Origin of the sequence: Streptomyces sp. SAI-127, from assembly GCF_029894425.1 — a bacterium.
Lineage (GTDB): Bacteria > Actinomycetota > Actinomycetes > Streptomycetales > Streptomycetaceae > Streptomyces.
Window position 1 is genome coordinate 814,970 of record NZ_JARXYJ010000001.1, and the last position, 24,013, is coordinate 838,982.

Genomic DNA, 24,013 nt, shown 5'->3' on the forward strand with positions numbered 1-24,013 from the left:
ATGGACTTCGCGTTCAGCGACGAGCAAGAGGAACTGGGGCGCACCGTACGGGCGTTCCTGACCCACACCTCGCCCGAGACCGAGACACGGCGCCTGATGGAGACGCCCGAGGGCTTCGACCGGGCGCTGTGGCGCCGGATGGGTTCGGAGCTCGGGCTGCAAGGGCTGGCCGTACCGGAGGAGTACGGCGGTGCCGGGTGCGGGCCGGTCGAAGTGGGCGTGGTGATGGAGGAGATGGGCCGTGCGCTGCTGTGTGCGCCGTTCCTGTCCTCGGCCGTACTGGCGACGACCACGCTGCTGCGCTGCGCCGACGAGGACGCCCGCAAACGCCTGTTGCCGGGCCTGGCCTCCGGTGAACTGGTCGGGACACTCGCCCTGACCGAGGACGCCGCCCGCTGGGACGCGGCGGGGGTCCGGCTCACCGCCCGGGAAAGCAACGGGAGTTGGCTGCTGAACGGGCACAAGATGTTCGTCCTGGACGGTGCCACCGCCGATGTCGTCCTCACCGTGGCCCGCACCGGCGACGGCATCGGGGTCTTCTGCGTGGACGGCGACGCGACCGGCCTGACCCGTGCACCGCTGCCCACGATGGACCCGACCCGCCGCCAGGCCCGCCTCGACTACCAGGACGTACCGGCGACCCGGCTGCGTGCACACGGCGACGGATGGGACCTGGTGTCGGAGGTGCTCGACCGGGCCGCGGTGGCGCTGGCCGCCGAGCAGGTAGGGGTGGCCTCCCGCGCACTCGACATGGCGGTGGAGTACGCCAAGGTGCGCCACCAGTTCGGGCGGCCCATCGGCTCCTTCCAGGCCGTCAAGCATCTGCTCGCCGACGTCCTCCTCGAGGTGGAGTCGGCGCGCGCCGCCGCCCACTACGCCCTGCTCGCGTCGGAGAACGAGGACCCGGAGCTGCCCGCCGTGGCCAGCCTGGCCAAGGCGTTCTGCTCCGACGCGTGTGTACAGGCGACCGAGGAGAACATCCAGGTGCACGGCGGCATCGGCTTCACCTGGGAGCACCCGGCCCACCTCTATCTGAAGCGGGCCAAGACGTCACAGCTGCTGTTCGGGGATCCGGCGTACCACCGGGAGCTGCTCGCACGGAGAATCGGCATGGAAACGGACAAGGGAGCGGCATGAAGGTCGACGGCAAGCTCAACGTGTGGAGCACCACGGAGGTCGTGGAGGAGGCCAGGCACCACGAGAAGGCCGGCTACGACGGCCTGTGGGCGTCGGAGTCCAAGCACGACCCCTTCCTGCCGCTGGTGCTGGCGGCCGAGCACACCGACCGCCTCGAGGTGGGGACGGCCATCGCGGTGGCCTTCGCCCGCTCCCCCATGCAGCTCGCGTACACCGCGCACGACCTGCAGACCTACGCGGGCGGACGGTTCTCGCTCGGTCTCGGCAGCCAGATCAAGCCGCACATCGAGCGGCGTTTCGACATGCCGTGGAGCCGGCCCGCGGCCCGCATGCGGGAGTACGTGAGCGCGCTGCACGCGATCTGGTCGGCCTGGAACGAGGGCGAGAAGCTCGACTTCCGCGGCGACTTCTACTCGCACACCCTGATGTCGCCTTTCTTCTCTCCCCCGCCCGCTCCCGGCGGCGCGCCCAAGGTGTTCGTGGCCGCGGTCGGCCAGGCCATGACCAAGGTGGCGGGCGAGGTCGCCGACGGGCTCCTCGCGCACGGCTTCACCACCGAGCGGTACCTGCGGGAGGTGACCCTGCCGACCGTGGAGACGGGGCTCGCCGCGTCCGGACGTACGCGGGCCGACTTCGCCGTCTCCCATCTGCTGCTGACCGCGACCGGCCGGACGGAGGAGGAGATGACCCGTGCGATCGACGGCACCCGCGCCCAGATCGCCTTCTACGGCAGCACACCCGCCTACCGCGGGGTGCTGGAGCTGCACGGCTGGGGCGAACTCGGCGACGAACTGCACACATTGTCGACGTCCCGGCGCGAGGACAAGTGGGAGGCGATGAGCCGCCTCGTCGACGACGAGGTGCTGCACACGTTCGCGGTCGTGGCGGAACCGGAGCGGGTGGCGGGTGAGATCCGGCGCCGGTACGGGGCACTGGTGGACCGGGTGTCGTTCTACACGGCGTACGAGATCGACGCCGAGGTGTGGGAGCCCATCGTGCAGGAGCTGCGCACACCCGAGTGACGGTCAGCCGAGCAGGTCCAGGACGGTGGTCATGGACCTGTTCTGCAGCAGGTAGTCCTCGGCCTCCTGGAGGTGGAGGCGCCACAGTTCCTCGGCGGCCTCGGTCTGGCGCGCGGCGACGAGCTCGACGAGGGCGCCGTGGGCGCGGAAGCCCCGGCGGTTGGCGCGTACGTTCTCGGGGCTGCCCGCGTCGAGGTCGACGTGGGACCAGTTCGCCTGGTCGATGATGTGCCGGACCATGCCGTTGAGGACGCTGAGCGTCTCGTTGCCCGCCAGTTCGACGACCAGCGCGTGGAACTGCATGTGGGCGCGGATGAAGGCCGACGGGTCGTCCATCAGGGTCTCCGCCTCGGCGACGGCGGCTCGCAGCCGCTCCAGGTCCTCGTCCGTGCGTCCCTCGGCCAGCAGTCCGGCGCACGGTGCCTCGATGACCGTACGGGCGTCGTAGACGTCCTTGAGGGTCGTGCCCCGGTATTCGAGGACCACGCCGGCGTACCGGGCCGCGACCGTGCCTTCCGGGGTCTGCACCCGTGCCCCGCCCCGGGCGCCCCGGCGCACGCTGATCAGCGACTCCGACTCCAGCACCCGGAACGCCTCACGCAGCGTCGGCCGGGAGACGGCGAACTCCGCCATCAGCGCCGACTCGGCCGGCAGCGCCTCGCCCTCGGTCAGTTCTCCGCGCACGATCTTGCGGCGCAGCTGTGCCGCCACCAGCTCGGCCATCTTGGGGACGCGGACCTTGACACCGTTCACGCCCCCACCGCCACCGCCCTGCCGCCCCGTCGTACTCGTCACCGGGCCCACCTCCGTCCGACCCACAGGTGCGGGGACACAGCCCGAGCACCGGGTAGACGGTTCACTCTACTAGATAACTGATTGAACTAGGTTACCGAGTTCGAGTTCGCGGCGATGAGATGTTCGGCCAGCGCGAGCAGCAGATCGCGGCCGACCGACCGCTGCCGCATGTCCCCGATCACCAAGGGGACTTCCGGGTCCAGGTCCAGCGCTTCGCGGATCTCCCGCTCGTCGCGTTCCTGGCGGCCGTGGAAGCAGTTGACGCCGATCACGAACGGGATGCCGCGGCTCTCGAAGAAGTCGATGGACGCGAAGCTGGACTCCAGCCGTCGGGTGTCGGCGACGACCACCGCGCCCAGCGCGCCGTGCACGAGGTCGTTCCACATGAACCAGAAGCGCTCCTGACCAGGTGTCCCGAAGAGGTAGACCACCAGGCGCGGGTTGACCATGATGCGACCGAAGTCCATGGCCACCGTGGTGGTGGACTTCCGCTCGACGCCCTCGACGTCGTCGACGCCCACGCTCGCGACGGTCAGGTACTCCTCGGTGCGCAGCGGCGCCACCTCGCTCACCGCCCCGACCAGGGTCGTCTTGCCGACGCCGAAGCCACCGGCGACAAGGATCTTGACCGCCGCGGGGGCCGAGCCGTCGTAGGCCCGGCCCGCGGGGTCAGAGTCTGCGAAGGCCATCCCTCACCGCCCGAAGAAGTGTCATATCCATTGCGCTTCCTACTGCTACAGCGATCGGTGGACGGGTGGTGGCCCTGCCCAGCGCGACCAGGTCGTCGATCAGGATTTTCGTCACCGCCACGGGCAGGTTCAGTTCCGCGGCGATCTCCGCCACCGCGGCGGGTGTGCGGCACTGCTGGAGGATCGAGCGGTGCTCGGGTTGCAGGCCTCGCAGACCGGCCCGGCCGGGCGCCGGTTCGACGGTTGTCACGAGGGTGATCAGAGTGAGGTCGTCACGCGCGGGTGCTGTCCGGCCCTGGGTGATCGTGTAAGGCCTGACCGACAGCTCTTCAGCGTCTCCCGCTTCCAGGCCGTCCATCCAGTGGCTCACTCACGTACACCGACCTCGTCGGCGGGCGCACCGAAGCGTGCCTCGGTGCTCATGCGCTGGCCCACTTGCTGCATGAGGGTGTGCATGGCCACGGCCATCAGTTCGGCGTCCACTTCCTGGGATGCCACGACTGCCAGATGCGTGCCCCGGCCCGCGGCGGAGATGAACAGCCACAGGTCGGTCAGCTCGACGATGACCTGGTGCACCGAACCGCCGCCGAACAGCTGCCCGACCCCGCGGGCCAGGCTCTGCTGGCCGGTGGCGATGGCGGCGAGGCGTTCGGCGTCGCCGCGGACGATGGTGCGGGACTGGCTGACCACCAGCCCGTCGTCGGACAGCACGATGGCGTGGTGCGTGCCGGGAACCTGTTCGACCAGCCCGTCCAGCAACCAGTCGAGGTCCGGATGGGTGGCGGTCGTTCGCATTGTCATGGTCAGTCTTCCGTCGGGATCCGTCTACGTTGCGGCAGCACGTCGGTGGGTTCGTGGTCGGTCGGGGGAGCATCGCGCCGGACCATCCGGGACTGGCGTTGGAAGGCGCCGATCGTCGCGCCGGAGCGGGCGGGCGCGGACCGGCGGGCCAGTTCCTGCTCGTCGGGCGAGGGCGCCCGCAAGTCCGCGTTCGGGTCGCGCAGTTCGTCGGCGAGACTGGCCAGGCGGACCCGTTTGGGCAGTGGTCGCACGTCCGGCGCGGTATTCGCACGGGGTGTCTCGGCCGCCGCCCGCGGTGCGCCCGCCATCTGCGGCACTCCGTGGGGGCCCGGCGGCCGGGTCCAGACATCGTCGGCGGGCGGCGCGGCGCCGTACGGGCCGACACGGGCGGTCACCAGCGTGTCCACGTCCAGCGTCGTGGCATGTTCCGTCCCGGGCACGTCCGTCACGGCCGCTTGATGCACCGGCGGCCAGGCGGGGTCGACTTCCGCGGCTGTGGGGCCGGTCCGTCCGGGGGCGTCGACGACGAGTTCGTCGGGGATGAGGACGACCACCCTGGTGCCGCCGAACGAGGAGGGCCGCAGCTCCACCTGGATGCCCAGGCCACGCGCCAGCCGGGCGACCACATAGAGGCCGAGCCTGACGTCGTCCGCCCGGGACATGACGTCCATGCGGGGCGGTTCGGTCATCAGCCGGTTGGCCGCGTCGTACTGGTCGTCGTCCATGCCCACGCCGCGGTCCTCGATCTCCACCGCGAGGCCGCGCCCCACGCGGGCGGCGTACACCTCCACCGGCGTCGGCGGCTTGGAGAAGCCGACCGCGTTCTCCATGAGTTCGGCCAGCACGTGGATGACCAGACCGACCGCGCGCTCGGCCAGCCACACGCGTTCCTCGACGTCGATCTGGATCCGCCGGTAGTCCTGCACCTCGCTCTGTGCGGAGCGCAGCACATCCAGCAGCAGGACCGGTTTGCGCCAGCGGCGCTGAGGCTGGCCGCCCCCGAGGATCACCAGGTTCTCCTCGTAGCGCCGCAGTCTGGCGGTCAGATGGTCGAGGTCGAACAGGCCCTCCAGTACCTCGGGATCCTCGTGCCGGCGCTCCAGCTCACTGAGCTTCTTCATCTGGAGACCGATGAGCAGCTGGGTACGCCGGGCGATGCGCTGGAGGAGCTTTTCGAACCCGCGGAACTGCGACACCTGCGCCATCGTCGTGTCCAGGGCGCTGTGGCGTGCGAGGTTCAGCGCCTGGCCCAGCTGGCCCAGTTCGTCGTCGCCGTGCTGGATCGCGGGCAGTTCGGCATCGAGGTCGACGACTTCTCCTCCGCGCAGGCGTTCGACCACGTCCGGCATCCGGGTCTGCAGGTCCAGGGCGGCGGCGCGCAGTGCGGAGATCCGGCGGCGCAGCGACCGGGTGAGCAGTGCGCTGATGAGCACGACCACGAGCACCGCCGCCGCGCCCAGCACGCTGGTGAAGATCAACCGCACCACCATGGCGTGCAGTTCCTTCTCGGTGGCCGCCGTCAGGGTCACGGAGTAGGCGGTGTTGAGCTCCTGGAGCTGGGTAGCGACCGGCCCGACGCTGCCGCTCCACGTCGTGCCGAGTTCCTTGGAGAACTTGTCCGGGTCGGTCCCGGAGGCGGAGCCGGCCAGCACGTCCTGCTCGGCCGTCGTCTTCTGCTTCCAGGCGCTGCCCGCCATCAGTTTCCGGTACAGCGCGGCCTGGTCGTCGGGGACGAGGGGCACGATTTTGTTGTCGTAGAGGAAGTGCTGGGAGCCGATCCATCCGGCGAGCTGCCCGCGTTCGGTGGCGGAGAGCCGTCCGGTCACCGAGCCGCGGGTGAACAGCGCGTTCTCCCGCGAGATCATCTCCATGCCCCAGACCGAGTCGATGGCCGGCCGGGCGAGGTAGTCGATGTTGGGCAGACCGACGTGGCTCAGGGTGGTGAACAGGTTCAACTGGCCGGAGATCAGGTTCGTATAGCGGTCGAACGTCTGCTGCTGCGAGGCGGTTCGCTGGTCCACCCCGGCCCGGTAGTCGGCCAGTTTCCGAAGGTTCCTGCCCACCTGGACGACGTTGGCGCGGATGTCGTCCGGGGCGCTCCAGTCGCTGTCGGGCAGTTCCTGGACGGTCGTGACGTCGGCGTCGGTGCGGATGCGCTGCGCGCGCAACGCCTTCTGGTAGCCCGCGCGATCGGCGAGCTCCGCGCCGCTGAGCCGGCGTTCCTCCTGGAGGTCGAAGAAGGCCGCCATGATCGGACGTGCCGCCGCATTGGAGGCCGCGTTGCGGTCCTTCTGCTTCTGCCAGTCCGTGTAGAGCTGCGCGGAACTCGCCAGCCACAGGGCCACGAGGGTCACACTGGGCACCAGGGCCAGGATGAGCAGGACCGTTCGGAGTGACGGCTGTCGCCGGGCTCCGCTGCCCCTTGGGCCTTGTCTCTTCGACGCACGTGCGTGCACTGCCACTGAGGTCCCCAGCGATGCTCCAAGTGTCAGGCCGCTCCGATGGGCCCGCACGATGACGCGCCGATGTTATCCATGGATACCGCTATCTAAATACACTTAGAGCACCAAACTTTCACCATCATCGGTTTCAACCGATTCAATCAAGGCTCCGGCACGAAACAGGGCAGCGTGATCTCGTCCGTGAGGGGCCGGAAGTCGACGCGTACGCGCATGCCGATGCCCACGGCCTCCGGATCGCTGGCGTCGACGTGCGAGAGCAGGGTGCCGCCGTCGTCGAGGTCGATCACGGCGAGCGCGAAGGGCGTGTCGAAGCCGGGGCCGGGGGCGCGGTACACGACGGTCACCGAGTAGACGGTCCCCCGGCCCACGCTCGGCGCGAAGTGCCAGTCCGGCGCCATGCACCCGGGGCAGGCGGGCTCTGGGACGAAGAAGCGCAGGTTGCAGCTCGGGCAGTAGGGGACGACCAGGTCGCCGCGCCGGGCCGCGTCCCAGAACGGTTCGGACAGTTCGGTGGGGACGGGTACGGGCCGGCTCATCGGTTCCTCCCCAGGACGCTCATCTCGTAGTGCTGCGCCCCGGATCCGGCGTTCCCGACGACCGCCAGCTCGGCGCCCTCGACCTGGTGCACGGCGGTACCGCGCAACTGCCGTACTGCCTCGACGACTTTGAGCGTCATCTGCTGTGTCCCGTTCCAGGCGTACGACAGACAGCCGCCGTCGGGATTGACGGGGTGCTTGCCGCCCACGGCGATGGCCCCACTGGCCGCCAGGGGTCCGCCCTCGCCCTCGCCGCACAGGCCGAGTACCTCCAACTGCCTTATGACTTCGAAGGAGTTGGGGTCGTACAGGGAGAAGACGTCCACGTCGTGCGGGCCGACGCCCGCCATGGCGTAGGCGCGGGTGGCGGCATCCCGGCCGAGCTGCCCGACTTCCCGGTACAGCGCCGGGTTGGCGTACGCGGCCTGGTGGTACTCCATGCCGCCACCGAGGACGGCGACCGCAGGATGCGGCAGATCGCGGGCCCGCTCGGCGGTGGTCACCACCATGGCGGCGCCGCCCTCGCCGACGATGCAGCAGTCCAGCAGGTGGAAGGGGGTGGCCACCATCCGGGAGGCGAGGACGTCGTCGGCGGTGTACGGGCCGCGGCCGTACATCATCGCCTCCGGGTTGGTGGTGCCGTTGTTGCGGATCGTGGCGGCGACCTCGGCGAGCTGACGGGACGTCGTCCCGTACTCGTGCATGTGCCGTGCCGCCACCAGCGCGAACTGGGCGACGACATAGCTGCCCCACACGTCGGCGAACTCCAGCGGCACACCGGCTCCGACGGGACCGGCTCCGCGCGAGACCAGCTTGCAGCCGCCGACGACGACGGTGTCCGCGTATCCGGCGCTGACCGCGGCGGCCGCCTTCAGCAGGCCCCGCGAGCCGGCGTTGTCGAGCATCGAGTCGCTGGTCCAGCGCAGGTCGCGGCCGAGCATCCGCGCCCAGGAGCTACCCTCGCCGGGTACGCCTCCCGGACCGGGCCAGTCGACCTGCGCGCCGTCGACGTCCGCCGGGGTCAGTCCGGCGTCCGCGATCGCGCCGCGTACCGCTTCGAGGGCGAGGTCCATGGCGTCACGGTCGGGCAGCATCAGCGCCTGCTCGGTGGCGTGCACGCCGACGATGACGGGTTGGCGGCCGTTCACGAGGTCACCGTCCCGCGCCGAGGGTGTCGCCGCCGGGATAGCCGCCCCCGCCGAAGCGCTCGTCGAGCACCTCGTAGTCCTTGGCGTAGTCCTTGGTGCGCGGCAGGGCGTCGACGAACTCGACCGTTTTCGGCTTCTTGTACGAGGCGATCCGCGCCCGGCAGTGCTCGATGACCTCCGCTGCCGTGAGCGGCTCGGCGCCCGGCTGGAGCACGACCACGGCCTTGACGTCCTGGGCCCAGCGCTCGTTGGGCACGCCGATCACGGCCGCCTCCTTCACGGCTGGGTGGGACTCGATGCAGTTCTCCACCTCGGCCGGAAAGATGTTCTCGGCCGCCGACTTGAGCATGCGGGTCGTCGTCCCGAGGAAGCTGATCGTGCCGTCGTCCTCGCGCCTGCCGAGGTCGGTGGTGTGCCACCAGCCGAACCGGAAGCGTTCCTCGTTGATCTCGGGCCGGTTCCAGTAGCCGAGGTGCACGAGGTCGCCGCGGACACAGATCTCGCCGGCCTCGCCGACCGCACACTCCTGGCCGCTCACGTCCAGGATGCGTACGGCGGTGAAGGGGCCGGGGCGTCCCGCGTTGCCGGTGCCCGAGCCGCCGTAGGCGCCGGTGACGGCGAAGCCGGTCACCTCGGTCTGCCCGTAACCGCGGCCCATGCCGCCGCCGTTGCGGGTGAAGCGGCTCTGATCGGTGGGGACGGTGCCCTCCCAGAGTTGCGCGGCGACGCTCGCGCGCAGGTGGGAGAGGTCGTGGCCGGCCTCGCGGTTCAGGGCGACGAGTTGCGCGATGGTCGGGGGCATCAGGTAGGCATGGGTGCACTGCTCCGCCGCCAAGAGCGGGAGCAGTTCCTCGGCGACCACGCGGCGGACGACCACGTTCTTGCCGCCGTGGACGAAGGCCGGGACGCCCCAGAACTGGTAGTTGCCGATGTGGAACATGGGACCGGCGCCGAGGAAGGCGGTCTCCGTGCCGATGTCCCCCATCCAGGCGGCGCTCGCGCCCATGGCGAGCAGGTTGCGGTGCGAGAGCATCGAGCCGGACTGCCGGCCGGAGATCGCCGCCGTGTAGATGACAAGGAGCGCCGCGTCGGGGTCGACCTCGGCGACGGGGTCCTCGGGCGAGCCGGCGGCCAGGAAGGACTCGTAGGAGTCGGCGCCTTCGGAGTCGTGGCGAAGCCACAACGCCCGGTGGTCGCTGCCGAGTTCGGCCCGCGCCTTGGCGACCGTGTCGCCGATCTCCTCGTCCTGCCAGACGACGACCTTGGGGTCGAAGTCCTCGACGGCGAAGGCCATCTCGGGGGCGGCCCAGCGCCAGTAGCCGGGGCAGACCATGGCGCCGATCTTCGCGGCGGCGCCGAGCAGCTCCCAGATCCGGAAGGAGTTCTGGCCCAGCCACAGGACGCGGTCGCCGGAGCCGACGCCCGCGTCGGTGAGGGCGCCTGCGAGTCGGTTGGTGCGCTCGTCCAACTGGGGCCAGGTCAGCCGGACGTCGCCGTCGACGAGGGCGACTCCGTCGGGGAAGGACCTTCGGTGCTCACGGATGATGTCGCCGAACGTCAGGCGGCGGGCGGGATTCACGTTGTTGCTCCCCATGGTCGATCAGACGCGGCCGATGCCGACGCCCTTCACGTTGATGAACTCGTCCAGACCGGCCTTGCCGCCTTCCCGCCCGAACCCGCTCATGCCGACCCCACCGAACGGCGTGGCAGGCGAAGTGATCGGATTCGGGCCGGGGTTGACGTAGACCGTCCCGGCCTTCAGGCGCGGCACCAGGCGGTTGACGCGCGCGATGTCACGGGACTGGATGTAGGCGGACAGGCCGTACTCGCTGTCGTTGGCGAGGGCGACGGCCTGGTCCTCGGTGTCGAACGGGGTGATGGCCAGGACCGGGCCGAAGACCTCCTGCTGGGCGAGGTCGCTGCGGTTGTCGACGTCCGCGAAGACGGTCGGGGTCACGAAGTAGCCGTCGGATGCGATGCGTTCGCCGCCGTACACGAGTCGGCCGGCACCGTCCTCGACCGCCTTGTCGATCATGCCCTGGACGCGTTCGCGGGCGGCTTCGTTGATGAGGGGTCCGATGTACGTCGTCGGGTCGAGCGGGTCGCCGACCGGCAGGTGGGCGATCACCCCGGTGACCCGCGCGATGACCTCGTCGTAGATCGGGCGCTCCACCAGGAGCCGGGTGGGCAGTGCGCAGCCCTGCCCGGTGTTGCTCATGGCGAAGGCGGCGCAGTACGGGACGACGGTGTCCAGGTCGGTGTCGGCGAAGAGCAGGTTGGCGGACTTGCCGCCGAGCTCGAACACGACCGGCTTGAGGCTCAGTGCCGCGTCGGCCATGATGCGGCGCGCGGTGGCGGGGCCGCCGGTGAAGGAGATCTTGTCGACGCCGGGGTGGGTCACCAGGGCCGATCCCGCGTCGCCGAGCCCGGTGACGACGTTGATGACGCCCTCGGGGATGCCGGCCTCGCGGGCCAGGTCGGCGAAGAGCAGCGCGGAGAACGGCGTGGACTCGGCCGGTTTGATGACCACGGTGTTGCCGGCGGCGAGCGACGGCGGGACCTTCATCGCCAGTGACAGGGCGGGCGAGTTCCAGGTGATGATGTGGCCGATGACGCCGTACGGCTCGGCGATCGTGTACTCGACGTTCTCGTGCGGGCTGTAGGCCGCGCCGACCATGCCCTCGATCTTGTCGGCCCAGCCGGCGTAGTACTCGGTCCACTCGGCGACGTGCGGTCCGACGTTGTCCGCCCAGCCGCCGATGCACACGCCGTTCTCCAGCGGGCAGATCGCCGCGAAGTCGGGGATGTGGTCGCGCAGCAGTCCGGCGAAGCGGGTGAGCAGCCGGCGGCGTTCGGCGGGGCGCATGGTGCCCCACACCTCGAAGGCCTGGCGGGCGGCCGCCACTGCCTGGTCCACCTCGGTGGGCCCGGCGAGCGGGATGTGCGCCTGGATCAGGCCGGTCGCCGGGTTGCGGTGCTCGTAGAGTCCGCCGCTGGTGTCGGTGACGTCCTTGCCGCCGATGACCAGCCGTGGTTGCGGCAGGTCGTGCTCGGCTCTGTCCTGGTGCAGCTTCACATCGACCGTGACCACGGGTACCTCCTAGAGACCGCGCAACACTGCGCACATCCAGGCTAAATAGCTAACCTATTAAGCCAAGGTAGTCAATAAGTTCAGGACACTCCAGGCCGTGGACTACAGGCCCAGCGACCGCCCGATGATCTCCAGCATGATCTCCGAGGTGCCGCCGAAGACCCGCTGCACCCGGCTGTCCCGCCAGATGCGCGCGATCTCGTACTCGTTGACGTAGCCGTAGCCACCGAAGAGCTGCATGCAGCGGTCGATGACCTGCCAGCCGGTCTCCGAGGTCCAGTACTTGGCGGCCGCGGCCTCGTCGGCCGTCAGCTCACCGTGGACCAGGGCCATGATGCAGCCGTCGACGTAGACCCGGGCGGCGTTCAGCTTGGCCCTGATGTCGGCGAGCGCGAACCGGTTGGCCTGGAACTCCCCGATGGGCTGTCCGAAGGCCGTACGGGTCTTGGCGTAGTCCAGCGCCAGCACGTAGGCCCGCTCGGCCGCCGCCAGCGAGGAGACGGCGATGGCGAGACGTTCCGTGGGGAGGTTGCCCATCATGTGGTAGAAACCGCGACCCTCCTCTCCGATGAGGTTCTCGGCCGGGACCCGGACCTCATGGAAGAAGAGCTCGGCGGTGTCCTGGGCCTTCATGCCGACCTTGTCGAGCTTGCGTCCGCGCTCGAAGCCCTCGGTGCCGCGCTCGACGACGATCAGACTGATGCCTTTGTGGCCCGCCTCCGGGTCGGTCTTGCAGGCGACGATGACCAGGTCGGCCAGGATGCCGTTGGTGATGAAGGTCTTGGAGCCGTCGATCACCCACTCGTCGCCGTCCCGGCGGGCGGTGGTGCGGATGGCCTTGAGGTCGGACCCGGCGGACGGCTCCGACAGCGCGAGCGCGCAGATCGTCTCGCCGCTGATCACCCCGGGCAGCCAGCGGGCCTTCTGCTCCGGGGTGGTGAGGTGCATCAGGTAGGGCGGGAGGACGTCGTTCTGCAGCCCGAGTCCGATACCGACCGCGCTGGTCGCCGCCATCTCCTCCGCCATGATGGCGTTGTAGCGGAAGTCGCGGATGTCCTGGCCGCCGTACTCCTCCGGGAACTGCCAGCCGATGAGTCCGGCCTTGCCCGCCGCCGCCCACGCGGCCCGGCTCACCTGGCCGTCGCGCTCCCACTGCTCGGCGTACGGGGCGCATTCGCGCAGGTAGAAGGTGCGGGCGGTCTCGCGGAACAGCTCGTGTTCCTCGGTGAAGATCGTTCGGCGCATGCTCGACTCCACTCACGCATCTCGCTTATTTAGCTGAAGTAGTTATACGATAGCGCTGTATCGGGACCTGGGCGAGGGAGGGCGCGTGAGCGTACGGGACAAGGTGGCACTCGTCACCGGAGCGGGACGCGGGATCGGCGAGGCGATCGCCGACCGGCTCGCCGCCCAGGGAGCCGCGGTCGCCGTCTGCGACCTGGACCCGGAGGCCGCCGCCAAGGTCGCGGGCCGACTCGTCGAGCGATACGGAGTGCGGGCGACGGGGGTCGGCGCGGACATCTCCGACAGCGCGGCCGTGCACGCGGCCGTGGAGCGGGTGACCGTCGAGCTCGGTCCGGTCGACGTCCTGGTCAACAACGCGGCCGTCGACGTCATCGGCCGCTTCGTCGACAGCACCGCGGACACCTGGGACCGGATCATCGACGTCAATCTGCGCGGCACGATCACGGTGACCCGGGCCGTACTGGACTCGATGATCCAAAGCGGTGGCGGCCGGATCGTGCACATCGCCTCGGACGCCGGCCGGGTCGGCTCGTCCGGCGAGGTGGTGTACTCCGCGACGAAGGGCGGGGTCATCGCCTTCGGCAAGGCGCTGGCCCGCGAGGTCGCCAGGCACGGCATCACCGTCAACAGCGTCTGCCCCGGTCCGACCGACACCGCGCTGCTCGGACAGGTCGCCGACTACAGCCAGAAGATGTACGACGCGACCGTGCGGGCCATCCCGCTGCGCCGCGTCGCCCAGCCCGACGAGATCGCCGGTGTGGTGGCCTTCCTCGCGTCCGACGACGCCGCCTACATGACCGGGCAGACGCTCTCGGTCAGCGGCGGCCTCACGATGGTCTGAGGTGAACACCGTGCTGCGTACCGAACTCCGCGACCGAATCGCCGTGCTGACCCTCGACCGGCCGGGGCAGCTCAACGCCATCGGCTCCGAGACCGCCGACCAGCTGAAACAGGCTCTCGCCGATGTGCGCGACAACGACGACGTACGCGCCCTGGTCATCACCGGTGCGGGACGCGCCTTCTCGGCCGGTGCCGACCTCGGTGAGATCGAGTCGTTCACGGCACCCGGGCAGTTCCGTGCCTTCGTGGGGCGCCTGACCGAGGCGTTCGCGCTCCTGGAGGACTTCCCCAAGCCGTCGGTCGCCGCCGTCCACGGGTTCGCCTTCGGCGGCGGTCTGGAGCTGGCCCTCGCCTGCGACCTGCGGGTGGCCGAACGCGGCACCCGGCTGGGCCTGCCCGAGATGAAGCTCGGCGTGCTGCCGGGCGCGGGCGGCACCCAGCGGCTGCCCCGCCTCCTGCCGTCGGCGATCGCCAAGCAGATGATCCTCACCGGCGAGCCGGTCGACGCGGAGCGGGCTCACGCGCTCGGGCTCGTCAACGAACTCGCCGAGCCCGGCGGCGCGCTCAAGACCGCCGAAGCCCTGGCCGCGAAGCTGACCGCCGGGGCCCCGCTCGCGCTCGCGGCAGGCAAGCGGCTGATCGACTACGGGCTCGGCATGGACCTGGAGGCGGCGATCGCGTACGAGCGCGAAACCGTCGCGGTGCTGTTCTCCACCGAGGACCGGGCCGAGGGACTCAAGGCCTTCCGGGAACGCCGACCGGGCGACTTCCGCGGCGTGTAGCAGGCGTACAAGCGCCCGATGATCTGGAGGTGGGCCGTGCGGCCACTGGAGGGCTATTCCGTGGTCGAGCTGGGCATGTGGGTGGCGGCTCCGGCCGCGGCCACCATGCTCGCCGACTGGGGCGCGGACGTGGTGAAGGTGGAGGCGCCGACGGGCGACCCCAACCGGTACACGCTCAAGCACGTCGGGCAGGACATCGACAGCGCTCCCCCGTTCGAGACCGACAACCGCGGCAAACGCGGGATCGTCCTCGACCTGCGCTCGCAGGAGGGCAAGGACGTACTGGAGCGGCTGCTGGAACGCGCCGACGTGTTCGTCACCAACCTCCGCCCGGGCGCCCTGGAGCGGCTGGGTCTCGCGCCGGACGAGCTGCGGGCCCGCCATCCCCGCCTGGTCGTCGGCACGTTGACGGGCTACGGCTGGACGGGCGCCGAGCGCGACCGTGCCGGGTACGACGTCTCCGCGTTCTGGGCCCGGCCCGGCATCGCCGCCATGCTCAACCCGGCCGGGGAGCCACCGCCCGGCATCCGGCCCGGCCTCGGCGACCGTACGGCCGCCGCCAACCTGGTCGCCGGGGTGCTGGCCGCGCTGCTGCGACGCGAACGCACCGGCGAGGGCGGGGTGGTCGACGTGTCGCTGCTGCGATCCGGGACCTACGCAAACGGCAACGACCTCGCGCTGCAGAACTTCTTCGGCAAGCGCGGCCGTACCCGCCACCGCACCGAGCACGAGTCGCCGCTCTACAACTCCTACCGGGCCGCCGACGACCGCTGGTTCTGGCTGGTCGGTCTGGAGGGCAACCGGCACTGGCCCGGTGTCGTCAAGGCACTCGGCCGCGAGGACCTGGAGACGGACGAGCGGTTCGCGACCGGCAAGGCCCGGCGCGGCCACGTACGTGAGCTGATCGCCGTGTTCGACGAGGAGTTCGCCAAGCGTCCGCTGGACGAGTGGGCCGAGCGCTTCGACGCCGAGGGCGTGTGGTGGGCGCCCGTGCAGACCCTGGCGGAGGTCGCGGCCGATCCGCAGGCGGATGCGGTCGGGGCGTTCGTCGAACAGCCGGGCATGGGGGACGCGCCGCCGCTGCGGACGGTGGCCACGCCCGTCGCCTTCTGGGGCGTCGACGAGAAGCCGCGCGGCGGCGCGCCGACGCTCGGCGAGCACACCGACGAAGTGCTCCGCGAACTCAACTGAACTCATATATCTGGAGGTACGGCGTGGGCATCCTCGACGACAAGGTCGCCATCGTCACCGGCGGCGGAAGAGGCCTCGGACGGGCGCACTGTCTGGCGCTCGCCGAGGCCGGCGCGACCGTGGTGGTGAACGACCTCGGCTCGGGCATACACGGCGAGCAGACCGGCGACTCCCCCGCCGACGAGGTCGTCGCCGAGATCACCAAGCTCGGCGGTCGGGCGATCGCCAACCACTCCTCGGTGACCGACTGGGCGGCGACCGAGACCATGGTCGCGGACACCGTCGCGGAGTTCGGCCGCCTCGACATCGTCGTGAACAACGCGGGGATCGTGCGCGACCGCATGCTGTTCTCGATGACGGAGGCCGAGTTCGACACCGTCATCGCGGTGCACCTGAAGGGCACCTTCGCGCTCACCCGGCATGCGTGCGCGTACTGGCGCGAGGCGTCGAAGCGGGGCGAGCGGGTCGCCGGCCGCGTGATCAACACGACGTCCGGGACCGGCCTGTTCGGCAACCAGGGCCAGTCCAACTACGGGGCGGCGAAGGCCGGGATCGCCGGGCTCACCGTCCTCACCGCCCTGGAGATGCGCCGCTACGGCGTCACCGCGAACGCCATCTCGCCGATCGCGGCCACGCGGATGACGGACGGCCTGGCCGTGGGCGAGTCGCTCCAGGCCACCGAGGGCTTCGACCCGCGCGATCCCGCCAACGCCTCCGGCGTCGTCGTCTACCTGGCCTCCGACAGCGCGGCCTGGCTGACCGGCCAGGTCCTGCGCATCGAGGGCAACCGGCTGAACCGCCTGCAGGGCTGGACCGTCGCCGCCGTCCACCCCAGCCGGTCCGGACAGGCTCTGACCTACGACGAACTCGTCGACGCGGTACCGCAGTTGTACGGCGCCGTCCCCGCGGGACGGGCGACGGGCGTCGGCCAGTGAAGGGCCACGACGCCGCCGCCCTCGTGCTGCGCGCGAGCCTCGGCCCGATGCTCTTCGCGCACGGCTGGAACAAGGTCGCCGGACCGGGCGGGCTCAAGGGCACCACGGGCTGGTTCGAGGCGCTGGGCCTCAAACCGGCCGAGGTGCACGCCCGGATGGCGGCCGGCACCGAGATGGCCGCGGGCGTCGGTATCGCGCTCGGCGCCGCCAACCCGCTCCCCGCGGCGGCGGCCGTCGGCCTGATGACCGTGGCCGCGCGGACCGACCACCGCGGCAAGGGCTTCTTCGTCTTCAAGGGCGGCTGGGAGTACGCCGGTGTCGTGGGCGGCGCGGCCGTCGCACTGGCCGCGCTGGGCAACGGCCGGTACTCGCTCGACGGCCTGCTGGGCCACCAACGCACGGGCACCCGGCACGCGTTGCTGGCGGCCGGAGTCGGCACGGCGAGCGCGGCGGCACTGCTGGCACTGTGCTACCGGCCCGAGAAGAAGCCCGACGAGACAGATCAATGAGACCGATGAGGGCAACAAGGGAGAGTCGACATGGACGCGGCTGACTTCAGCGCGGTGCTGTCCGAGGTCCGGCGTTTCGTCAGGGACCGCGTCGTGCCGCTCGAGGCGGAGATCGACGAGAAGGACGAGATGCCCGCGGACATCCGCGAGGCGGCCAAGAAGATGGGCCTGTTCGGCTTCGCGCTGCCCGAGGAGTACGGCGGACTGGGACTGTCGATGCTCGAGGAGGCCCAGTTGATGTTCGAGCTGGGCTACACGACCCCGTCGCTGCGTTCGATGTTCGGCACGAACAACGGCATCGCGGGTCATGTCCTCATGGTCGGCGGGACGGAGGAACAGAAGGCTCACTGGCTGCCGAGGATCGCCTCGGGTGACGTTCTGGCGTCGTTCGCGCTCACCGAGCCCGAGGCGGGTTCCGATCCCTCGACGCTGACCACGAAGGCACATCTCGACGGCGACGAATGGGTGATCAACGGCGCCAAGCGCTACATCACCAACGCCCCGCTCGCCGACGTCTTCATGGTCTTCGCCCGCACCGACCCCGACGCCCCGCGCACCCGCGGCATCTCCACCTTCCTGGTCCCGGCCGGTACCCCGGGCCTCACCGTGGCCCCCAAGGACCACAAGATGGGCCAGTTCGGCGCCTGGACAGCGGACGTGTTCTTCGACGACGTCCGCGTTCCGGCTTCCGCGCTCGTCGGCGGCGCGGAGGGTCTGAACCGGGGCTTCTCCACGGCGATGGGCTGCATCGCCCACGGGCGGGTGCACATCTCCGCGCTGATGGTGGGTATGGCCGAGCGCCTGGTCGACGAGTCGGTCGGCTACGCGAGCACCCGCAAGCAGTCAGGGAAGCTCATCGGCTCCTTCCAGCTCGTCCAGGGCCTGATCGCCGACTCACAGACCGACTACTACGCCGGACGCGCCACCGTCCTGGAGGCCGCCCGCGCCTTCGACGCCGGCACGGACACCAAGATCGGGCCGTCCTGCACGAAGTACTTCGCCAGCGAGATGGTGTGGCGGGTCGCGGACCGCGCGGTGCAGATCCACGGCGGCGCGGGCTACATGCGCGGGGTCGCCGTCGAGCGCTTCTACCGCGACGCCCGGCTGTTCCGCATCTACGAGGGCACCAGCCAGATCCAGCAGGTCATCATCGCGAAGGCGCTGCTGGGCGAGGCGGCGCGCGGCTGAACCCGCCTGTCATCCCGGACCCCGGCCACACGGACACCGCCGACACCCTGGAGGCGATGCGCGCCTGGTGCTGGCTCACGCGGTGCGCTCCTCCCCGGGTGCGCACCGGCAGGGGCGGGGCGTCGGCGATTGACTCGTCGATGGCCGGCGGGGGTCGCTGGAACCAGGACCCCGCACGTGGTGAGCGCGAGCGATAGCCGGCGTACGGCGCACCCGCGTCGCCGCCGGCTGTAGTCCGACCACGCCGTGTGACAACCCGAGGCCGTCGAACCCGCCACGTACGGGGCCTGATGGAGGGTCAGGCGCCCGGGTGCAGACCGGGCCAGCCGGGTGTCGGGTCACCCTTGACCTCGCCGAAGTAGAGGGCGAAGGTCTGCTTCAGCCGCTCGACCTGGGCCCGGTCCTCCATGAAGCGAGGGAACCCGTCCACGTTGGCGTTCGGATACTCCCAGATCGGCTTGAGGCCGGTGGGCGGCGCGATGTCCGTGCGCACGGACCAGCTGTTGGAGGTCTGGCGCTCGGTGGACAGCTGCCAGTTGAGGTAGAGCTTGGCCGCCGTGGGGTTGGCGGCCTGTTTCAGGATCGCGATTCGCTGTCCCCACGCCATGAACGGGTGCCCGTCGGTCATCATCCAGCGGTTCGGGCTGGTGGCGAGCGGGTTGCCACCCGCGCCGACGCCGATGATCTTCTCCTTGTTGGTGACCGCGGTGCCGGGGGAGAAGGTGCCGCGGGCGAACTGCGGCTGCTGGGCGGCGAAGTCGGCCACCCAGTCCCAGCCGTAGGTCTCGGCGTAGAGGGCGAAGAGGTAGAGCACGGCGTCGTCGTCGTGCGGGTAGGAGGAGGCGATGGCGCCCTTCCAGTGCGGGTCGATCAGGTCCAGTGGCGTCTGCGGCGCGTCGGTCCCGGCCGCCGCCACGTCGTACAGGTAGCTGAAGGCGATGACCATGCCGGCCACCCAGGCACCGTCCGCGTCCCGGAACTTCTTGTACAGCTTGCTGAAGCCGGCGGGCTTGTAGTGCAGTAGCCGGCCCTGGCGCTTCCAGCGGGTGAAGTCCTGGAGCGTCTGCAACTGCACCACGTCGGGGACCAGGGTGTCGGTCGCGAACTGGTTGTCCACGCGGACGTCGTGGTACTTGCTGTAGTCCACGATGAGGTTGAGGTCGATCTGCGGGAATCGCTGGCGGAAAGCGGTTCGGGCGGCGGCGCCGCTGCCCGAGTTGGCGAGGTCGCCGCCCGCGTAGATCACGAGCTTGCCGCCTTCGGCGATGGCGGCCTGGTACAGCTCGTCGAGGGTCCTGGTCTCCTCGGCGCCGGCGCCGCGCGCGGCTGTGGTGGGGGCTGCCGCGGCAGGGGACGCCGTGGCGCCGAGCGTGCTGAGGCCGAGCGCGGCGCCCGCTCCGGTAGCCAGGAGTCGTCGTCGACTGGGAATGCTGGTCACTGGGGTAACCCTTTCTGCGTGGGGGCAGGGGTGGGCCCGGTGTACGGGCGGCTAACCGCCTCGGCCGGGAGGGCGGGAGCGGAAGCAGCGAAGCCGGTGGTCTCGTACGGACTGCGCCTCAGACCGGCGGTGAGCTTGCCGGAGTCGAGGATGTCGGAGGCGAGCCGGTGGCCGTCGGCGACCGTCGGCGAGGGTGAGGCCGGCGTCGGTCGGCAGCGCCCTCCTGCTCACTGTTGACGAGGGTGGCGGTCCTGTTCTTGCTGGCGACCGGAAAGTCCGGATCGAGGCCGGTGAATTCGAGTGTGCTCATCAGGACTCTTCGCTGTTCCGTCGAGGATGGGGCCCGCTGGAGGCGACCATTCATCTGACGAGACGGTATCTGACACGTCAGATGTTGTGGACATGGGGGCACCCGGTGTGATGCGAGTCGCACTGGGTCTGCTGTTGCGGCCACCGTTGGCCGGGTGGGTGGTGCCGTGGCGTGAAGTGCATAGGGCGCCGGTGGAGGTCCGGGCGGAGTTGGGAGAGATCCTGCGGAGCACCGGGCAGACTGGTGGTGTCCAGGCAGCCGTACTCATGGTGGTCTCCGCCGTGGCGGTCTCGGCCGTATCCAGGCGGGGCATCAAGACGTGTCGAGGAAGAGCAGCAGGAAGTCGAGCACGGCGGCAGCGCGGGCCTCGACGGCGGCCGCGCTCGTGGCCTCGGGTGCTCCTCGACCACGCCGACCGGATCCTGGCCGCCGTGCGGGAGGCCGAGAGCGCCTTCGCGGCGGTCAAAGGCACGGTCGGAGCCACTGCCACCCTCGCCGCGTTGCCGTCGACCGTCGCCCAGATCGTGGCCCCGGCGCTGACTGCACTGCGCTCACACCACACGCAACTCGCCGTGACCTGCGTCGTCACCGACACGGCGCAACTGCGGGGACGTCGAACTGTCCGTTGAGCAGTGGAATCGCGTTATCGAGCGGGACCTCTTCGGGCTGGAGGGAGACCATCCCGGAGTGAGCGGTCGCACGCTCCTGTCGTTCCTCATCCGCCGTGTCTCCGCTCACGACTTCAACGAGCCGACCCGGACGTCGTCCAGGCCGCACTCCTGCTTCGCACTCTGGAAGCTTTCCTCAACGGCCCGGCGGCTGCCCGCGATGCGGATCAGCTCGTCCAGCGTGGTGTCGGCGGGGCAGTAGGCGATGTAGTAGGAGATCTGATCGGGCCTGCTGACGCTGCGGCGGGCGAGACGGTCACCTTTGAAGAGACCCCGCTGGTCGACGTGCACGGTCAGAAGGTCGTGGCTGTCTATCACCTCAGAGATGCCCCCGGGGCACGATCGTGTCCGACCACGTGTCCAGGTTCCGGCCGAACCACTCCGGCAGGCCGTACGGCTTGCTCACCACGTCTCAGAAGTCGTCGAGTGTCTCGATCAGCCGATCGCGCAGGTCACCATCAGCTCGCTGTCCGTCAGCGCAGCAGCCCAACCAGCCTCACCACAGTCACTCACCGATCAAAGAGACAGGCTCTCCAGGGGCGCGCCTGGATGCGCGGCGCGACCATGGCGCTGGAGCCGGGCGGGAGCCTGGTACTGGTGTACCTGCATCCGACGTTCCGGACGGTCGCCACCCTGGATCCACTCGTCGTCGACTCGCATTACGGCGGGGGCGCACCCCAACGCGAGACGGAAACCGGAACCTAGCCCACCCGGCCTTGACGGCAACAGCCCATCAGAGAGTCCAGTACCCGTACGCGCTCGGTACCGGCTGCCCTTCGGGGACTCCCATCTGCCGATCCCGTACTCGCTCCGCGCGGTGTCGCCCGGCTCGTACGGTGTGGCCCGCCCTAGGGACGGTCAGATTCCGAGCCGGTCCAACAACCGCTCGTGATACACCGCCGGGCCGCCGAACAGCAGCTGGGAGGACTTGGCCCGTCGGAAGTACAGATGGGCCGGGTGCTCCCAGGTGAACCCGATGCCGCCGTGGACCTGGATGTTCTCCATGGCGGCGGCCATGTACGCCCGTGAACAGCAGGCGTGGGCCACGGCCGCGGCGACCGGGAAGTCCGGGGAGTCCTCGTCGGCCAGCCGCGCCGCCTCACGGGAGGAGGCCTCGGCCAGTTCCACCTGGACGAGCATGTCGGCGCACTTGTGCTTGACCGCCTGAAAGGAGCCGATAGGCCGGCCGAACTGATGCCGGACGCGGGCGTAGTCCGCGCTCGTCTCCAGGCACCGGCGCGCCCCGCCCGCCTGCTCGGCGGCCAGCCCCACCGAGGCGATGTCGAGGACCTTGGCCATGACGCGTCCGCCCGCTCCCTCCGCCCCGACCCGCGTCGCGGGCACGGCGTCGAAGGTCAGCCGGGCCATGGCCCGGGTGCCGTCCAGCGTCTCCATCGGTTCCGCCACGAGTCCCGGGGCGTCCCGCTCCACCGCGAAGAGCGTGGGGCCGGCCACGGTACGGGCGACGACGAGGATCAGGTCGGCCGTCGTACCGTCGATGACGAAGCATTTGCGTCCGCCCAGCGTCCAGCCGCCGTTCCCGTCCGGCATGGCACGCGCCGAGACCATGGCCGGGTCCCAGGAACCGTGTTCTTCGGCGACCGCGAGGGTGGCCGTGGTCCGTCCGGAGGCGATGCCGGGCAGGAGGCGCGCACAGGCCTCCTTGTCGCCCGAGGCCAGCAGGGCCTGGGCGGCCAGGAGCACGGTGGCGAAGAAGGGCGCGCAGAACAGTGCGCGGCCCATCTCCTCCAGGACGACGCCGAGTTCGACGAGGCCGAAGCCGTCACCGCCGTACTCCTCCGGGATCGCCAGGCCGGGCAGGCGGAGTTGGTCGGCCGCCTGGGACCACACCGCCGGGTCGAAGCGCGGCTCGCTCTCCATGAGCTTGCGCACCGCTTCCTCGGGCGACTTGGCCTCCAGAAACTCCCTTACGGACGCCCGCAGTTCCCGCAGCTCGCTCTCGTCGGCGGTCACGGCCGCACCTCCTTGGCAGCGGTGGTCACCGGTTCCTTGGGCAGGCCGAGGACGCGTTCCGCGAGGATGTTCTTCATGATCTCCTCGGTGCCGCCGAGGATGCGCAAGGCAGGGGTGGCCAGGAGCAGTTCGGTCCAGGCGTAGGTGCCCCACTGGCCGGTGTCCGCGATGATCCGGGGGCCGAGCACGTCGGACACGAAGTGTGCGGCTCGGGTCAGGTTCTGGCCGTACATCAGCTTCGAGACGGACATCTCGGGGCCCGGTGCTACCCCGCCGCGCAGTTTGCGCAGGGCGCGTGCGTTGAGGTGCTCGGTCGCCATGACGTCCACGAGGAGTTCACCGAGGCGCGCGCGCAGGGCGCGGTCGTCCCAGGTCCAGGTGGCCCGCATCAGCGCCGAGAGGTGGTCCGGGGACAAGGCAGCGCCCACCGGGCCCACGCCCTCGCTGCCGACCGTCGCGCGCTCGTTCATCAGGGTGGTCAGGGCGACCGTCCAGCCGCCGTCGACCTCACCGAGCCGGTGGTCGTCGGGGATGCGGACGTCGGTGAGGAACACCTCGTTGAAGTCCGCGCCGCCGGTCATCTGCCTGAGCGGCCGGACCTCGACGCCTGGCGTGTCCATGGGGACCAGGAAGGCCGTGATGCCGCGGTGCTTGGGCGCGTCGGGGTTCGTGCGGGTGAGCGCGAGTCCGATCTGGCTGTGCTGGGCGACCGACGTCCACACCTTCTGCCCGTTCAGCACCCAGTCCCCGCCCTCGCGGACGGCCCGGGTCGCCACGCTCGCCAGGTCGGATCCCGCGCCCGGCTCACTGAACAACTGGCAGGCGATGGCGTCACCGCGGTACATCGCCGGCAGCCAGCGGTCCTTGATGTGGGGCTGGGCGTGGGCCAGGATCGTCGGCCCGATCATGCCCAGGCCGATCACACTGAGCACACCGGTGTCGGCGACGTCGTACTCCGACTCGACGGCGTCGTAGAGGAGGTCGTGGACCGGGGTCAGTCCCCGGCCGCCGTACTCCACCGGTCCGGTGATCCAACCGAAGCCGTTCTCGTGGCGGATCCGCTGCCACTCCCGGGCGCGTTGCACGAACTCCCGCTCCTCCTCGGGCGGGAGGCTGCTGAAGTACGCCATCGAGTCGTCGCCCTCGCCCCAGGTGACGGTGGTGCGGTCGGGGGCCTTCGCCACGTGCGCGTCGAGGAAGCGGCGCGCCTCGGCGGCGAAGTCCCGCATGTCGTCGGATTCCATCGCGTTCG

General features: G+C 70.3%; 22 protein-coding genes and 2 pseudogenes. 9 read left to right on the forward strand and 15 right to left on the reverse strand.

Features of this window, described 5'->3' with window-relative positions:
* Together M2157_RS03960 and M2157_RS03965 are read left to right on the forward strand one after the other, a co-directional pair.
* Positions 1 to 1,137 carry an acyl-CoA dehydrogenase family protein gene (locus tag M2157_RS03960; RefSeq protein ID WP_280864436.1) on the forward strand — a complete coding sequence of 379 codons (1,137 nt, stop codon included), beginning with the start codon at positions 1 to 3 and terminating at the stop codon, positions 1,135 to 1,137.
* On the forward strand, positions 1,134 to 2,159 hold the full coding sequence (locus M2157_RS03965) for a TIGR03617 family F420-dependent LLM class oxidoreductase (RefSeq protein WP_280864437.1): 1,026 nt from the start codon (positions 1,134 to 1,136) through the stop codon (positions 2,157 to 2,159). Before M2157_RS03960 ends, M2157_RS03965 begins: the two co-directional genes overlap by 4 nt.
* Positions 2,160 to 2,162: 3 nt before the next feature.
* Here the strand turns inward: M2157_RS03965 and M2157_RS03970 are convergent, their stop codons facing one another.
* The 10 genes from M2157_RS03970 to M2157_RS04015 all read right to left on the reverse strand — a co-directional run bounded on the left by M2157_RS03970 (position 2,163) and on the right by M2157_RS04015 (position 12,926).
* Positions 2,163 to 2,954, reverse strand: coding sequence for an FCD domain-containing protein (locus tag M2157_RS03970; protein WP_280864438.1), 792 nt, complete (start codon positions 2,952 to 2,954; stop codon positions 2,163 to 2,165).
* Positions 2,955 to 3,040: 86 nt separating this feature from the next.
* Positions 3,041 to 3,643 carry an ATP/GTP-binding protein gene (locus M2157_RS03975; protein WP_280860392.1) on the reverse strand — a complete coding sequence of 201 codons (603 nt, stop codon included), beginning with the start codon at positions 3,641 to 3,643 and terminating at the stop codon, positions 3,041 to 3,043.
* Positions 3,624 to 4,001 carry a DUF742 domain-containing protein gene (locus M2157_RS03980; protein WP_266513216.1) on the reverse strand — a complete coding sequence of 126 codons (378 nt, stop codon included), beginning with the start codon at positions 3,999 to 4,001 and terminating at the stop codon, positions 3,624 to 3,626. The genes M2157_RS03975 and M2157_RS03980 overlap by 20 nt, the downstream gene beginning before the upstream one ends.
* A gap of 8 nt (positions 4,002 to 4,009) precedes the next feature.
* Positions 4,010 to 4,444 (reverse strand): roadblock/LC7 domain-containing protein, encoded by a 435-nt coding sequence (locus M2157_RS03985; RefSeq protein WP_280860393.1) that lies wholly within the window; start codon positions 4,442 to 4,444, stop codon positions 4,010 to 4,012.
* Positions 4,445 to 4,446: 2 nt separating this feature from the next.
* Positions 4,447 to 6,807 carry a nitrate- and nitrite sensing domain-containing protein gene (locus M2157_RS03990; RefSeq protein ID WP_280860394.1) on the reverse strand — a complete coding sequence of 787 codons (2,361 nt, stop codon included), beginning with the start codon at positions 6,805 to 6,807 and terminating at the stop codon, positions 4,447 to 4,449.
* Positions 6,808 to 7,046: 239 nt separating this feature from the next.
* Complete coding sequence (locus M2157_RS03995; protein ID WP_280864439.1) at positions 7,047 to 7,442, reverse strand: OB-fold domain-containing protein; 396 nt, start codon at positions 7,440 to 7,442, stop codon at positions 7,047 to 7,049.
* On the reverse strand, positions 7,439 to 8,590 hold the full coding sequence (locus M2157_RS04000) for a thiolase family protein (protein ID WP_280864440.1): 1,152 nt from the start codon (positions 8,588 to 8,590) through the stop codon (positions 7,439 to 7,441). The genes M2157_RS03995 and M2157_RS04000 overlap by 4 nt, the downstream gene beginning before the upstream one ends.
* A 4-nt stretch (positions 8,591 to 8,594) precedes the next feature.
* Positions 8,595 to 10,169, reverse strand: a complete 1,575-nt coding sequence (locus tag M2157_RS04005) for an AMP-binding protein (RefSeq protein WP_280864441.1) — start codon at positions 10,167 to 10,169, stop codon at positions 8,595 to 8,597.
* Positions 10,170 to 10,190: 21 nt separating this feature from the next.
* Positions 10,191 to 11,681, reverse strand: coding sequence for an aldehyde dehydrogenase family protein (locus tag M2157_RS04010; RefSeq protein WP_280860398.1), 1,491 nt, complete (start codon positions 11,679 to 11,681; stop codon positions 10,191 to 10,193).
* Positions 11,682 to 11,783: 102 nt separating this feature from the next.
* A complete protein-coding gene (locus M2157_RS04015; RefSeq protein WP_280864442.1) occupies positions 11,784 to 12,926 on the reverse strand; it encodes an acyl-CoA dehydrogenase family protein in 1,143 nt (380 codons plus the stop codon).
* A gap of 85 nt (positions 12,927 to 13,011) precedes the next feature.
* Here M2157_RS04015 and M2157_RS04020 point away from each other — a divergent pair, with 85 nt between their 5' ends.
* From M2157_RS04020 to M2157_RS04045, 6 genes are read left to right on the forward strand one after another with little or no spacing between them, the layout of a single operon-like run.
* The gene (locus M2157_RS04020) at positions 13,012 to 13,767 is read left to right on the forward strand and encodes a 3-oxoacyl-ACP reductase family protein (RefSeq protein WP_280860400.1); all 756 of its coding nucleotides are present in this window, start codon (positions 13,012 to 13,014) and stop codon (positions 13,765 to 13,767) included.
* A 1-nt stretch (position 13,768) separates the two neighbouring features.
* Positions 13,769 to 14,548 (forward strand): enoyl-CoA hydratase/isomerase family protein, encoded by a 780-nt coding sequence (locus tag M2157_RS04025; protein ID WP_280864443.1) that lies wholly within the window; start codon positions 13,769 to 13,771, stop codon positions 14,546 to 14,548.
* Positions 14,549 to 14,566: 18 nt separating this feature from the next.
* Entirely contained in the window at positions 14,567 to 15,739 is a 1,173-nt protein-coding gene (locus M2157_RS04030) for a CoA transferase (RefSeq protein ID WP_280864444.1), read from the forward strand.
* A gap of 23 nt (positions 15,740 to 15,762) precedes the next feature.
* Positions 15,763 to 16,674 carry an SDR family NAD(P)-dependent oxidoreductase gene (locus M2157_RS04035; RefSeq protein WP_280864445.1) on the forward strand — a complete coding sequence of 304 codons (912 nt, stop codon included), beginning with the start codon at positions 15,763 to 15,765 and terminating at the stop codon, positions 16,672 to 16,674.
* Entirely contained in the window at positions 16,671 to 17,183 is a 513-nt protein-coding gene (locus tag M2157_RS04040) for a DoxX family protein (RefSeq protein WP_280860404.1), read from the forward strand. Before M2157_RS04035 ends, M2157_RS04040 begins: the two co-directional genes overlap by 4 nt.
* A 30-nt stretch (positions 17,184 to 17,213) precedes the next feature.
* The gene (locus M2157_RS04045) at positions 17,214 to 18,371 is read left to right on the forward strand and encodes an acyl-CoA dehydrogenase family protein (RefSeq protein ID WP_280864446.1); all 1,158 of its coding nucleotides are present in this window, start codon (positions 17,214 to 17,216) and stop codon (positions 18,369 to 18,371) included.
* Positions 18,372 to 18,669: 298 nt separating this feature from the next.
* Here M2157_RS04045 and M2157_RS04050 read toward each other — a convergent pair whose 3' ends face one another.
* Positions 18,670 to 19,809, reverse strand: coding sequence for an ABC transporter substrate-binding protein (locus M2157_RS04050; RefSeq protein WP_280864447.1), 1,140 nt, complete (start codon positions 19,807 to 19,809; stop codon positions 18,670 to 18,672).
* A gap of 705 nt (positions 19,810 to 20,514) precedes the next feature.
* On the opposite strand from M2157_RS04050, the gene M2157_RS04055 reads away from it, so the two are divergent.
* The gene (locus M2157_RS04055) at positions 20,515 to 20,748 is read left to right on the forward strand and encodes a hypothetical protein (RefSeq protein ID WP_280860407.1); all 234 of its coding nucleotides are present in this window, start codon (positions 20,515 to 20,517) and stop codon (positions 20,746 to 20,748) included.
* 123 nt (positions 20,749 to 20,871) lie between these two features.
* On the opposite strand, the pseudogene M2157_RS04060 reads toward M2157_RS04055, so the two are convergent.
* From M2157_RS04060 to M2157_RS04075, 4 genes and pseudogenes are all read right to left on the reverse strand, one after another.
* Positions 20,872 to 21,039, reverse strand: a pseudogene (locus M2157_RS04060) (IS701 family transposase); the annotation flags it as partial.
* Between the two features lie 12 nt (positions 21,040 to 21,051).
* A pseudogene (locus M2157_RS04065) lies at positions 21,052 to 21,246 on the reverse strand (barstar family protein); the annotation flags it as partial.
* A gap of 399 nt (positions 21,247 to 21,645) precedes the next feature.
* Complete coding sequence (locus M2157_RS04070; protein WP_280864448.1) at positions 21,646 to 22,761, reverse strand: acyl-CoA dehydrogenase family protein; 1,116 nt, start codon at positions 22,759 to 22,761, stop codon at positions 21,646 to 21,648.
* Positions 22,758 to 24,005, reverse strand: a complete 1,248-nt coding sequence (locus tag M2157_RS04075; protein WP_280864449.1) for an acyl-CoA dehydrogenase family protein — start codon at positions 24,003 to 24,005, stop codon at positions 22,758 to 22,760. Before M2157_RS04075 ends, M2157_RS04070 begins: the two co-directional genes overlap by 4 nt.
* Between the last annotated feature and the right edge of the window lie 8 nt (positions 24,006 to 24,013).